The sequence below is a fragment of the Desulfovibrio inopinatus DSM 10711 genome (assembly GCF_000429305.1).
In the GTDB taxonomy this organism is placed as follows: domain Bacteria; phylum Desulfobacterota; class Desulfovibrionia; order Desulfovibrionales; family Desulfovibrionaceae; genus Alteridesulfovibrio; species Alteridesulfovibrio inopinatus.
Genome location: NZ_AUBP01000044.1, coordinates 1 through 12,474, shown reverse-complemented (window position 1 = coordinate 12,474; position 12,474 = coordinate 1). Strand labels below are relative to the sequence as shown.

The window sequence follows — 12,474 nt, the reverse complement described above, 5'->3', positions numbered from 1 at the left end:
CCCCCAGGCCCCCCTCCCCATTACCCATCTTCCGCAAACCTTTTTAGCGGGATGAAAATAGGGAAGGCGCAACCGTATTTAATGACTTTTGACAGTCCAGTTTTTTCAAACGTCACGAGTAAAATAATGTGGTCAGCAATCTTCTGAATTTCTCATGAAAAGACCACCCAAACACCCCGTTAAAAGTTTTTGAAGAAGGGGATGGCTCTGCACTCACTTTTTAAAATGTTTCCAAGAAAAATGAGTGCAGAGGCGGAGGCATCTAAACATTGAGACACCTCCCCACTCACTACTTCACTAAATTTCCGGGGAAGTTCGCCATCAGTTTGGGGCCGTCCGGGGTGAGAACGGATTCGGGGTGAAATTGCACGCCGACCCAGGGACGGTCTTTATATCGCAACCCCATGACTTCGTTTTGGTCGGTCCAGGCGGTAATTTCCAAAAGTTTGGGGGCCTTTTCTGCTTTGACGACGAGTGAATGATAGCGACAGCATTGCATGGGATTGGGTAATCCACCGAAAAGGCCGTACTCTCTATGATTCACGTCGGATGTTTTGCCGTGCATAATGCGATCAGCGACAACAACGGGCGCGCCGGCAAAATGGCCAAGAATCTGATGACCAAGACAGACCCCGAGCACAGGAACCGTTTTCGGCAACTTGGCAAGAAAGTCCAGACACAGACCGGCATTTTCAGGGCGGCTCGGGCCAGGGGAAATGCAGACCATCTCAAGATCGGGCGAAGTCGCCATTGCAAGGATTTCAGGATCGTCATTTTTTTTGACGATCGGATTGCGTCCTTGCTGTTGAAACACTTGGACCACGTTGAACGTAAACGAATCGAAATTATCAATAAGTAAAAACATCGCCCCCCTCCTTGGCTGCCAGAACCTGAGCCAATACGCGAGCCTTGTTGTTGCATTCGGCCCATTCTTTTTCCGGCACGGAATCGAAGACAATTCCGGCACCGGCTTGCCAAGACAGCATACCGTCACGAATCCACAGACTGCGAATGGTTATACCGGTATCGAGATTGACCCGATCCTTGTCGAGCCCGATCCAACCGATGGCGCCGGCATAGGGACCACGATCAATCGATTCGAGTTCACCGATAATTTCCATAGCGCGAACCTTGGGGGCACCGCTCACTGTGCCAGCGGGAAACGCCGAAGCTATGACATCCAGGGCGTCCAAATCATCTTGCAATAAGGCTTTGACATAGGACGTGATGTGCATAACATGCGAGAATTTTTCGATTTGCATGAACCTGTCCAGAACGACAGATCCGGGCTTTGCTATGCGGCCCAGATCGTTCCGGCCCAGATCGACCAACATGACGTGTTCAGCACGTTCCTTCGGATCATTGAGAAGATCTTGCGCTAATGCGGCATCTTCGGCTTCGTTTGCGCCACGAACTCGCGTGCCGGCAATCGGAGCAGTCGTCAATTCACCGGCGTTGCATCGGACAAGCAGTTCTGGGGATGAACCGAGCAAAGTTATACGCGGGAAGCGCATGTAAAACATATACGGCGATGGATTAACCTGGCGCAGGCGACGGTAGATGACCAAAGGATCGCCGGAAAACGGAGCGGAAAACCGTGTAGATATGACGGTCTGGATGCACTCGCCTTGCCGAATCATTTCTTTGGTTTTGGACACCATGTCCTCATATTCCGCTTGTTCCGGTGAAGACTTGATGGCACCGAGAACAGGCCGCTCCATACGAGCATAAATGCGGCTGTGATCAATCGCCGGCATTTTGCCTCCATCAAGGCTGATATAACAACAGCGATGATAGAGATGATCAAACAGAACCATGGAGCCGGGCAAAACAAGCGTACACTGCGCCTTTTCCGGAGGCAGAACAGACGCGAGCTTGCGTTCGAACAGTCCCGCCATGCCATAGCCGAAGAACCCGCACAGGCTTCGCGTTATGGCAGGCAGTTCGTCTCCATCGGTCATTTGTTCAATGTTGAGCCGGGACATGACATTTCGAAGGCCGGGAAGAAAGTCCTCGCCATGATGCTCAGTCAACGGTTTCAATCGGGAATCGGTGACGCTGAGGTCGAGCTTTCCCTTCTCGCACCGGATGCGCATTTTGAAATCCCAGGCAATAAGAGAAAAACGACCAAGTCGCCCATCGACTTCTGCGCTCTCTAAAAGAATGCCAGGATTATCACCAACCAGCCCAAGATACAGACTAATGGGCGTTTGCACGTCGGCCGGCATCCAGGCGACGCTTTGACGCAATACGATATCGCTCATTTGAGTTCCTTTGCTTTACGCTCTTCGCGCCACCAAGCGGCGGCACGTTCGATCAAAAGATCCACATCCCCGCCTGCGGCAACGTTGAGGTAATTTCGATACGTTCGCACCGCGTCCTGGCTGAAGGGATTGGACTCGAACAGCATGGTAAACAGAGCCGCATCCTCCAGAATCAGTTTTTTGGCCGCCCGCAACCGACGTTGAAACGAGGGGGTCATGAATTCCCGAATGTCGGGGTCTTGGGCCTGGGTTGCCAGATAGGCCACCGTTGAAATGAAGTTGAGTCCCTGAAAGAACGCTGCCGCTTTGTCATGGCGCTCGGCCGACGTCACAAAAGGGTCAAACCCAATGGTAGACAGCCAGGCCAACACACGACGCTCGGCGGTTCCATCTACATCGTCTCGTCCTGGCGTAACGGCGACGCGCAAATCCTCAGGATCAGGATTGGGACCGAAAAGAGGGTGAGTACCGATGACCGGTCCGGAATGGGCGATCATCATATATTCCATAGGCCGTACTTTGACCGAACAAACATCGGTTAAAATGGCGTCTTCTCTCATGGATGCCGATACCATATCAGCAACACCCGACATGGCATCGGCCGGTACGGCCAGTACAACACAATCTGCGGAGGGCAGTGCCGCGGCTAAAACCGTCTCATCCAAAGGTTTATCAAAGGCGTCCACGGTATACCCCGCATCACGGCTTCGGTTGACGAAAAGCCGCCCCATTTTACCGGCTCCGCCAATGACGACGATATGACGTATCGTATCCATATCTATCGCCTCCACACCCGTTTCAGGCCGGACGCCCCGATAAAGTCGTCTTCCGACACCTGCCCTGCTCCTTTCGTTTGTGGCCGTTTCGCCTTAGTCGACATTGGCCCGTCTAATGACGTCCCATCGTGTGAAAAATTCCGGAAACGATTTATCCACACATTTGGGATTATCCAGTCGTACATTGACGCCGGCCAATTCAAGCAACGAAATGCTCATGGCCAGGCGGTGGTCGTCGTATGTGCAGAAATCATACGACGTCCCCGAAACATCGCCGGACGGTGTAACAGTCAGACCATCATCAAACGTCTGTACCGGCACGCCGAGTTTGGAAATTTCATTGGCAACCGCCTCAAGACGGTCCGATTCTTTAATGCGCAAGTGGGCAACATTGCGGATTGTCGTCTGACTTGAGGCCTGCGAGGCGGCCATGGCGACCGTCGGCACGAGATCAGGACAATGCCCCATATCGAGTTCGGCCCCATGCAGTTTCTCGGCTGTCACGGTGACGGCATCTCCGGTATCATTCCATTCAACGGTTGCTCCCATCGTGGAAAGAATATCCAAAATGGATTTATCGCCCTGCAGCGAATCCCGACGCAAACCATTGACGCGAACCGGATGCTTGCCCAGCGCGCCTGCTGCCAAGAAATACGAGGCGTTGCTCCAATCGCCTTCCACGACATAGGTTCGTGCCGTATAGACACTCGGTTTCACTTGGAAACGGATTTGTCCCGGCACCACGGTCTCAAGTGCACGCCAGTCAAGCGGCATGAAGCCGGTATCCGTTTTGCCTTCAACGGAAAAATCAATACCAAAATCATCCATAACCATGAGGGAAAGCGCGACATACGGCCAGGAAACCACTTTTTTACCCGTCACCTCAATGGTTACCGGCCCAGCGGCCATAGGAGCAGCCATGAGCAAACCGGACAAGTACTGGCTCGACTCTTCGAGTGAAATGGATGTCGTTCCGGCGGAAAGTCCCGACGTTTCAATCACCAACGGCGGGCAACCGACTTTTTCTCGCCAATGGACCGTTACGCCGAGTTTCGTCAACGCATTGGCCAAGTCGCCGATGGGTCTGTCATGCAGACGTCCGCGGCCGTGCACAAGGAATGATCCGCGGCCGGCAGCCACAATGGCGGTCAGCAGACGACACGATGTGCCGGATTCGTTCATATCGAGATTGGCCGGCTCGTCTGTTCCGCCCTGGGGGACTCCGGCGACACCAGTCACCGTATAGGCTCCGTCTTCACCTTCGAAAACGGCACCTGCCGCGCCCAGGCAAGCGCGTGTTGCAATGAGATCATTGCTTTCGAGCACCCCGGAAATTTGGGACTGGCCTTCAGCCATGGCCGCCGCAATGCACGTGCGGTGTGACACGGATTTCGAGGCGGGAGCTTGAATATCAATGGTGAACATATATCCTCCGGCTTGCGGCGCGGGGAAAAGGCGTTTTATTTGGGGGAAAACGCCTTTTCCCTGCGCCGTAGCCTGAAACGTCTATGGCGATCACTCTGTGCCCAAATATGACGACAAGAGCGTTTGCCGTTTTGGCTGAATTATTTTCTCTCTCAAATAATCAACCTTGCATTCTTGTCTCACGCTATAACCGCTAAAAGTTTTTGAAGATTTTCTGCACTTACTTTTCTTGACAACATTTGAAAAAGTGAGTGCAGAACCGCCGGAGGCTAAGAACTGCTTTTCTCCACAATGCCGCCCGATGTCACGTCAATATACGTTCCTGCCGGATAGGCACCGAGCACGCGCAAGGTATGTGTGCCTTGTCTGAGGACGGTCAGCATTTCCTTATATTCGTCTTTGTTCAGGTCGCATTCGAGGTCCGCAAAAAAGACATACTTCCATTTTTCGCTTCGCAACGGACGAGACTCGAGTTTCGTGATATTGATGCCCTCTTTGGCCAACAGCGCCAAAACCGATGACAGCGAACCGGGTTTATCCGGCAAAGAAAACAGGATCGATGTCTTGTCACGGTTGCCGGCCCGTGTTTCTGTTGGGCCAATAATGAGAAAACGCGTCCAGTTATCAGGCAAGTCTTCAATATGCGTTGCCAACACGTTCAAATTGTACATCTCCGCCAATTTGATGTGCCCGATAGCGGCAACATTCGGCTCCATATGGGCCACTTTGGCAGCGGATGCGGCTGTGCTGTCCATGGGAAACAGCGTTGCCGAGTGGAGGTTTTGTCTCAACCAACCCGCGCATTGTGCAAGAGGCTGAGGATGCGAATACACGGCAGTGAGCCCCGCGGCTGACTCGGCCTTGCTGAGGAGTGCATGGCTAATTTTACAAAACACTTCGGCTTGCACAAAAACTTCGTAGCGCAGAAACAAGTCCAGGCTTTGTCCGACGGTGCCTTCAAGCGAATTTTCCAGAGGAATAACCCCTAGTTCGGCCTCGCGAGAGGCAACGGCGGCAAACACATCGGCAATCGTATTACATGGTTCGAACTCGGCACTGCGCCCAAGATACGCCTGCCCAGCAAAATGGGAAAAGGTGCCTTCGGGGCCGAGGTAGACAACCTTCTGCGAGCGCTGCAAACGTCGCGACGACGACATGATTTCCCGATAAATACTACGCAAATGCTCTTCGGGAAGATCGCCTTCGCTTTTCTCAATAAGCCGTTGCAATACTTCTGTTTCTCGAAATGGTTTAAACACGGGTTCAGCGCTGTCGGCTTTAAGCCGGCCGACTTCGCGACTCACCTTGGCTCGCCGGTTCAACAACGCGAGGACCTCGTCATCAATATGATCGATTTCATCACGTACCCGCGCCAGGTATGCATCATCAAGGACGGGCGTTTTGGATTCGGCTGTGAGGGGACGTTTCTCGTCAGCCATTTTAGCCTTCCTTGATTTCTTCTTCGATGCGCATGCCAAAGTGACGGCCGGCAGCATCGGTACGCACTAAGATTTCATCGCCTTCCTTGAGGGAAACGACACTGATAGGCTCGCCGTTTTTGCCAACCACGCGGATGGTTTCAGCATTCTGCAAAAAGACGGCGCCTTCGGTGTCGCCCACTTTGGCTTTGATAAGCAGCATGGGGCGGACTTCCACTTTAACCCGGCCAACCGTCGCCAACGTCGTATCGCCGTTTGCCGATACGATAAGCACTTCATCTCCCGAACCGACTTCTTCGAGATAGGTCGTCTTGTCTCCAGGCATCGTGGCGTAGGCATGCACCGCTCCCGCATTGATGCGGAATGGGCGAGCAGCCACGTAGGGATTCGATTCGGTTTCGGCATGAACAAGAAAGGAAAACGCGCTCGAATTGCCGATGAGCATCCCCTGCCCTTTCTTGAGCAGGCTCATGGTATCGACGCAGACACGATGTCCCAGCCCAACGGTTGTAATTTCCGTGACCGTAGCCGGCGTCAATTCAATCTTACCCATGCTCAATTTCACTTCAGCGACAATACGTTTGAGATCGGTGGCTCCTTCGGGCAACACGAGCAGCCAATCGACACCGCGTTCCAAAATTCCAGCGGCCAACCGAGCCTGCGCCAAGTCTTTCACTTCAACGCCGAGACCGGTGGTTTGCGCCAGAATATTTTCAACAGGAATAATTTCCCAACCGTCGCCCAAAAGGGTTTTTTCGCCCATGCGCAGACAGGTGACGGCCCGTTCTTCATCGGATTTATCTTCCAGGCACACCAATGACAGCTCTTGCGGTGTCAAGGTATTTGCCCGACCAAGAGATTTGACAGTGTCAACATCCTGCTCTTCAACAACGAGTCCGTCGACTCCGGATTCAAGGGCCAGAGTGACCAACGTCTTATCGAAGGGGATGGCTTTGAACCAAACTTCTTTCACGGCAATGCTCCTTAGTCTTGCAAGAGTTCCATAGCTTGATCCACTTCCCAATTGAGATGAACAACGCCATGCAGGGCTTGAACAATACGAGCTGGTTGTTTGTATTGGAAGATATTGCGGCCAATGGACAACCCGGCGCCGCCAGCCATAACGGAATCATGTGCCATTTGAATGATGTCGCGTGCATTGTTCGCCTTGGGACCACCAGCAATAACAACCGGAATGCAGCAGGCTTCAACAACTTTACTGAAAGAATCCATGTCGCCGGTGTAGTTGACTTTGACCACATCGGCACCGATTTCTTCACCGACGCGAGCGCAATGTTTCACGACCTCGACATCGTATTCATTTTCAATTTTGGGACCGCGAGCATACATCATGGCCAGAACCGGCATACCCCATTCGGTGGCTTTGGAGGTAATGCGGCCGAAGTCTTCGAGCATGTGGCGTTCGGTGTCGTCGCCCAGGTTGACATGGAGAGAGATGGCATCGGCTCCGAGTTTCAGAGCATCTTCGACGGAACCGACCAGGATTTTTGCGTTGGGGAAAGGAGAGAGGGTGGTAGAAGCGGAAAGGTGAATGATCAGGCCAACATCGCGTCCTCTTCCTCTATGCGAGCATCGCACCAGGCCTTTGTGCATGAGGACCGCGTTGGCTCCGCCTTCGGCGACGTTATTAATCGCCTCCCGCATGTCGAGCAATCCGTCGATGGGCCCGACAGTGACGCCGTGATCCATGGGGACGATGATGGTGCGGTCGGTATTGCGATTGAAAATGCGTTCTTTCCGTACGGCTTTTCCGATAAGCATGGCTGTGTCTCCTGTTCCCGTGTTGTGAGGTTGAAGGTTAAGGGTCGCATGCAACCTGAGCCGTAAACCGCATAAAAAAAGGGCCGCTGGCTTGGTTGCCCGCGGCCCTGGTGAGGCGATTATGTGCGTAACGCGAAGTTAAGCAGCACCCCTCCCGTGACCACGAGCGCGGCTAAACCAAAAATAAAACCAAAAGAAGCCAAAAAAGTTGGCGGTCACGTAAGAGGTATTCATGGGCATGGGGATACTCCCGGCAAGAAGGAAGCGTCAAGCGTTTTTTTTGATAAAATTGGTATTTTTTGTCATTGCAATCCATTCCCCGGATGACCGTAATGCATGCTGCAACTGGGTGGGGAGACGAGCGTTTCAAGCCATATTGACAATATGTTGCGCAGTGTGCAACACTCTTGTATAAAACAATGATCAAAACATTCAAACACAAGGGCCTGGAAAAATTTTATCGAACCGGCTCAACGGCCGGGATACAGGCCAAGCATTCCAAGCGGCTCAGAATACAGCTTTCCGTCATTGACACGGCGCATAACGTGGAAGACGTCAATCTTCCCGGATTCAGGTTGCACGAACTCAAAGGAAACCGCGCGAACATTTGGTCCATAACTGTTAACGGCAATTGGCGTCTTACCTTTGAATTCTCCAATGGGAATGCTTATATTTTGAACTATGAGGACTATCACTGATGACGATGTACAATCCCCCGCATCCCGGCGAACTGATCCGTTCTGTCTATATGGCTGAGTACAATCTTAGCTGCCGCAAACTGGCAGCGATGCTCAGTATCGCCCCATCTACCCTCACACGAATCCTGAATGGCAAAAGTGCGGTCTCTCCGGAAATGGCGTTGCGCCTTTCAAAAAGTCTTGGGCGCACCCCTGAAAGCTGGCTCGCGATGCAAGCGAATTATGATCTTGATGCAGCTCGTAAGAAAGTGGATTTGTCGGGTATTACGGCTGTAATGGGAGACTGTTCAGTGCTGTCGTGAAACGCCGGGGATTGGACGAAGCGGTTCTGAAATAACGTTGGTATCAAGTATGATCATTCAACGTGTACGGGGAGAGTCGGCGTTTTGTCTCGCACGCGTTCGAGGGTGGGAAATTCTTCATCTGTCAGGTGTGTTTGGCGTCCAATATCAGCCAACATGGAACCGAGCTTTGGTCGTCCCTCTGTTTTTACAGCATGTTCGAGGATAGCGCGAACTTCTGCTTCCATGCTGCGTCGTGCATGGCTGCTCGTATTCGAAAAGCGCGATGTACGTCGTCGGGGATATTTCTGATGGTCATTATGGGCATGTCATCACCTTGGGAAACGCTGATTAACTCAATGCTTGGAAGTGCTGTAGAATTGTTCCCTGGCGAGGCGCAAAGAAAAGACAGGAACGAAGCGTATTGAGACATACGTGAGTTTCTGGCTTTTCTGAAGCAACGAAGCCAGGGGGCAATTATGCAGTGCTTCCCTTGCTCTGCATTCGATGCATTCATTATAGTGATATGACGTCTCTGAGGCAAGGAAAGAAGAAAAAGATCTTCCCCCCGTCCCCCCGATGGGGTGCGGATTCTCTCCCCATGAAGTTCACAACGCTCTCTTCTCCTGTCGTCGGAGGCATCATGAAACGCCGAGAAAAAGAAAAAACACCGCGTGTTCCGACCTTGGAGGGAAATCAAGAACGTTCGTGTGAGAGTGATCTTGATCTCCCTCGTTTCACGTCATGCCACCAGCCCCCGCATGGAGGCGATACGCCCATATCATCCCGTACGCCTTCACCTCGTTATTCTTGGACGTGGTCATCAAATCAAAGAACCAAAAAGAAAAGGGTTAAAAAAATTCATGGTCCGGAGCGAACGCAACGAACACTCCGGATAGCGATCGTATTTTCGCCGTAGGGCGCGCTGCCGGAATGAAAGTCCACGAACCAGACGCTGTAAGAACTGCCCCCATAGGGGCTGCTTGACCAAAAACTATCGACTCTGCAGGAAAACACCGGATCGATAGTAGGAGCTATCCGTTCTAGATCAACCAACGATTCGAGTTCATTGATATTGGGCAACCGCCAGTCGGATGTCCCCGCCAGCGTCAAGTTCTCGCAATAGGCCAGTGCTTCCCTCCAGGTACGTTGGACACCGTCGTCCGCTTGCATCCAGATCAGGTTGGTGGACGTGTCCAGCACCACGTTCCCATTAACCTGGTATTCAGCCCACACAGGCGACACCGTCAACATGACAAGACATAGGACAACGCGGCAAAGACATCGCAAGACCGACAGACGGGTAAATAACACCATGACGGTATCCTTTTTTATCATTGAAACAAAGAGGCTCATTAATGAGCTTTGGTTTAACCATGCCCATGATAAGACACGAAGCCCGAGCGAACTGTTCTTTACTCGAAAACGCTTGCATCTTCTTGGCCAAAACCAGATGAATATTGATTCGCTCAAGACCCTAGAGCCATTCGCTTCCCAGTGCTACTTGTACGCTCTGGAAAAATGGACCTCACAGTGTTCAATACGCGAGGCAAGTCCCATCATCGTTTTGAATATCGTAAAATATTCATCTTGAGCCATTGTCGCAACCAAAGAAGCAAAGGATCAAAGCAATTCATGGTCCGGGGCGAACACAACGGACGTAATTATTCGTATCGTACGTATAGTTGACGCTCGTGGTGCCGACAACGAATTTCACACCTTCCACGCCAAAGACGTCGAAGGAAGCCCCCGGAGAAAGGCTACTTGACCAATAATTAGCGAGTCGGCAGGAAAACACTGGATCGATAGCGGGATGATATCGCCCTTTGTCGACAAGCTGAAACAACTCATGCCGGTTCGGCAGCCGCCAGTCGGAATGGCCGGCCAATGTCAAGCCCTCGCAATACGCTTTCGCATCATCCCAATTGCGTTCTTCCCCATCATCCGCCTGTTGCCACATCAACCCAGTGATGTTGTCGGTGACCGTGCCATTGCCGTTGTCGGAATAGGAAAGCGGGTTGGAGGAGTACTGAGCATCCTGACCATAGTAGCGTTCGCCGGGTAGCGGGCAGGTGATAAATTTCGAAGGTGAGAAGCCGTTGATACATTTCGTGATGCCGGTGTCGGGAAGATTGGACAGACCGGCGGTAAAAGGAACGTATCTGGAGAGTTCACCTGACGCAGGAGGGTTGCCTTCGAAATCGGAGTACGTTGCAATTTTTACAGCATAGGTAATGCCTCCATTTCCGGATCCATCGTCAGCACGTTTTGGAATCGGTATATTCAACGACGTTACATCAGATCCAGCAACAGTATACGTATTAAAAGAGTCCCAATTATCATCCGTTATATACACATCATATCCGCGAACAAATTTCTCTGTTTCTCCATCGGCATAAGACCAAGCTGCTTTCAAAGCCCTCGCCCCATTTTGGACGAGTGAATCGAATTGTGGAGCAATAAAAGAAGGAGGAATGACGTCAACCGTAATTGAGCCTTTAAATCTTTCATCCCTTTCCTGTTTGAAGATAACAGGGAGTTTATAACTGCCGACATCCCAATCCGACGCATCAAAGCCGATAGTCACCGTTTCTTCTGTTCCACCGTCTAAATATCCGCTCATTTTGTCTGCAAACAATACGCGGGCTGAAGGCGCGTGAGGGATTTCCAAATTCCAAGAAACGGGCAAATCACCTGTATTTTTCAATTAATAGGATGTTGTCTCACCAATTGCATGCGATCCAAGCGAGTGAGTATACTTTGGAAGCATACCGGCAACTTCAAGCTTCCCCGGCCTTGAGCACGATCCCGACCACGGAAACTCCCATATGGTCCAATGGATCGGATCAATTCTAAATGACAACAAATTCTGAAGCTTGGCAACATCGATCAATTCACCGAGCATACTTTTCACAGCACCATTATTCAATAAATCCCATTTCAGTGTTGGTCCCAATTCTAAATATGTTTCCACACCTGCACTTGCAGTACAAAATGAAACGGAATTTTTATATCGAGCTCCAAGATTTGCGGAAAGCTCAACAGAAGGTCCTGTTTGGCTATAGAAATACATACCGGAGACAATCGTGGACATGGCATTAAGAGCAACTAACAAAACCTCAAAGTAATGACGGAGCAAGCCAAGACGCACAGTGCAAGATAAGCGTCAGCACTTCGTTCGTAGCGGATGCGTAGCTTTCGAAAACGATTCAACCAAGCCAACGTTCGCTCCACAACCCAGCGGTGACGACCAAGGCGTTCAGAGGATTCGATTCCTCGCCTTGCAATCCGTGGAACTATTCCCTTCTTCCGGCAATATTCTCTACAGGCAGAATAGTCGTATCCCTTGTCTGCGTGGAGTTTGTACGGACGTTTCCGAGGTCGTCCAGGAACACCTCCAAGCGAAGGAAGCGCATCCAACACGGAGGAAAACATTTTTGAGTCGTGACGATTCGCGCCACTGAGTTGGCAAACCAGGGGAATGCCGTCGCTATTCACGATAATATGCCGTTTCGTTCCCGATTTACCTCGATCGGTTGGGTTCGGGCCCGTCTCTTGCCCCCCCGGGGGGAGGGAACTGAGCCGGCATCAATGGAGAAGCGCTCCCATTTGAAAGCGTTAGCCCGGTTGACTTCTGTGAGGAGAATTGTGTGGAGTTTATCCCAGACTCCGGCAGCTTGCCACTGCCGCAAGCGACGCCAGCAGGTCATACCTGAACCGCAACCCATTTCACGAGGAAGTTTTTCCCATGGAGTTCCAGTCTCCAGGATGAACAAAATACCGCAAAGGGCTTTTTTGTCACTGCATCG

The 12,474-nt window shown here is 51.6% G+C and carries 15 protein-coding genes and 1 pseudogene; 3 read left to right on the top strand and 13 right to left on the bottom strand.

All coding sequences use genetic code 11. The features are described from left to right. Nucleotides 1-289 precede the first annotated feature (289 nt). The 7 genes from G451_RS0119770 to G451_RS0119740 all read right to left on the bottom strand — a co-directional run bounded on the left by G451_RS0119770 (nt 290) and on the right by G451_RS0119740 (nt 7,686). Nucleotides 290-865 carry an anthranilate synthase component II gene (locus G451_RS0119770; protein WP_027185611.1) on the bottom strand — a complete coding sequence of 192 codons (576 nt, stop codon included), beginning with the start codon at nt 863-865 and terminating at the stop codon, nt 290-292. Then, nucleotides 849-2,264, bottom strand: coding sequence for an anthranilate synthase component I family protein (locus G451_RS0119765; RefSeq protein ID WP_027185610.1), 1,416 nt, complete (start codon nt 2,262-2,264; stop codon nt 849-851). Before G451_RS0119765 ends, G451_RS0119770 begins: the two co-directional genes overlap by 17 nt. Next, nucleotides 2,261-3,040, bottom strand: a complete 780-nt coding sequence (locus G451_RS0119760; RefSeq protein ID WP_027185609.1) for a prephenate dehydrogenase/arogenate dehydrogenase family protein — start codon at nt 3,038-3,040, stop codon at nt 2,261-2,263. Before G451_RS0119760 ends, G451_RS0119765 begins: the two co-directional genes overlap by 4 nt. 93 nt (nt 3,041-3,133) lie before the next feature. After that, nucleotides 3,134-4,465 carry a 3-phosphoshikimate 1-carboxyvinyltransferase gene (gene aroA, locus G451_RS0119755; protein WP_027185608.1) on the bottom strand — a complete coding sequence of 444 codons (1,332 nt, stop codon included), beginning with the start codon at nt 4,463-4,465 and terminating at the stop codon, nt 3,134-3,136. A gap of 269 nt (nt 4,466-4,734) precedes the next feature. After that, a complete protein-coding gene (gene pheA / locus G451_RS0119750; RefSeq protein WP_027185607.1) occupies nt 4,735-5,904 on the bottom strand; it encodes a prephenate dehydratase in 1,170 nt (389 codons plus the stop codon). A gap of 1 nt (nt 5,905) precedes the next feature. Beyond that, nucleotides 5,906-6,877 carry a 3-dehydroquinate synthase II family protein gene (locus tag G451_RS0119745; RefSeq protein ID WP_027185606.1) on the bottom strand — a complete coding sequence of 324 codons (972 nt, stop codon included), beginning with the start codon at nt 6,875-6,877 and terminating at the stop codon, nt 5,906-5,908. An 11-nt stretch (nt 6,878-6,888) separates the two neighbouring features. Next, nucleotides 6,889-7,686: a 2-amino-3,7-dideoxy-D-threo-hept-6-ulosonate synthase gene (locus tag G451_RS0119740; RefSeq protein ID WP_027185605.1), complete on the bottom strand. Its 798-nt coding sequence runs from the start codon at nt 7,684-7,686 to the stop codon at nt 6,889-6,891. A 123-nt stretch (nt 7,687-7,809) separates the two neighbouring features. On the opposite strand from G451_RS0119740, the gene G451_RS34285 reads away from it, so the two are divergent. The 3 genes from G451_RS34285 (at nt 7,810) to G451_RS0119730 (ending at nt 8,686) form a co-directional block, all read left to right on the top strand. Next, complete coding sequence (locus G451_RS34285) at nt 7,810-8,013, top strand: hypothetical protein (protein ID WP_156921739.1); 204 nt, start codon at nt 7,810-7,812, stop codon at nt 8,011-8,013. Between the two features lie 92 nt (nt 8,014-8,105). Then, nucleotides 8,106-8,384 (top strand): type II toxin-antitoxin system RelE/ParE family toxin, encoded by a 279-nt coding sequence (locus tag G451_RS0119735; protein ID WP_027185604.1) that lies wholly within the window; start codon nt 8,106-8,108, stop codon nt 8,382-8,384. Further along, a complete protein-coding gene (locus G451_RS0119730; RefSeq protein WP_027185603.1) occupies nt 8,384-8,686 on the top strand; it encodes a HigA family addiction module antitoxin in 303 nt (100 codons plus the stop codon). Before G451_RS0119735 ends, G451_RS0119730 begins: the two co-directional genes overlap by 1 nt. 53 nt (nt 8,687-8,739) lie before the next feature. On the opposite strand, the gene G451_RS30595 is transcribed toward G451_RS0119730, so the two are convergent. From G451_RS30595 to G451_RS33815, 6 genes and pseudogenes are all read right to left on the bottom strand, one after another. Continuing rightward, nucleotides 8,740-8,913 carry a hypothetical protein gene (locus G451_RS30595; RefSeq protein WP_211236374.1) on the bottom strand — a complete coding sequence of 58 codons (174 nt, stop codon included), beginning with the start codon at nt 8,911-8,913 and terminating at the stop codon, nt 8,740-8,742. Next, nucleotides 8,874-8,984, bottom strand: a complete 111-nt coding sequence (locus G451_RS35415; protein WP_425387523.1) for a FitA-like ribbon-helix-helix domain-containing protein — start codon at nt 8,982-8,984, stop codon at nt 8,874-8,876. Before G451_RS35415 ends, G451_RS30595 begins: the two co-directional genes overlap by 40 nt. 542 nt (nt 8,985-9,526) lie before the next feature. Continuing rightward, on the bottom strand, nt 9,527-9,982 hold the full coding sequence (locus tag G451_RS30590) for an Lcl C-terminal domain-containing protein (protein WP_027185602.1): 456 nt from the start codon (nt 9,980-9,982) through the stop codon (nt 9,527-9,529). Between the two features lie 316 nt (nt 9,983-10,298). Continuing rightward, complete coding sequence (locus tag G451_RS0119715) at nt 10,299-11,288, bottom strand: Lcl C-terminal domain-containing protein (RefSeq protein ID WP_156921738.1); 990 nt, start codon at nt 11,286-11,288, stop codon at nt 10,299-10,301. A gap of 84 nt (nt 11,289-11,372) precedes the next feature. Continuing rightward, on the bottom strand, nt 11,373-11,759 hold the full coding sequence (locus tag G451_RS0119710; protein WP_084448676.1) for a hypothetical protein: 387 nt from the start codon (nt 11,757-11,759) through the stop codon (nt 11,373-11,375). A gap of 14 nt (nt 11,760-11,773) precedes the next feature. Then, nucleotides 11,774-12,474 (bottom strand): annotated as a pseudogene (locus tag G451_RS33815) (IS5 family transposase); the annotation flags it as partial.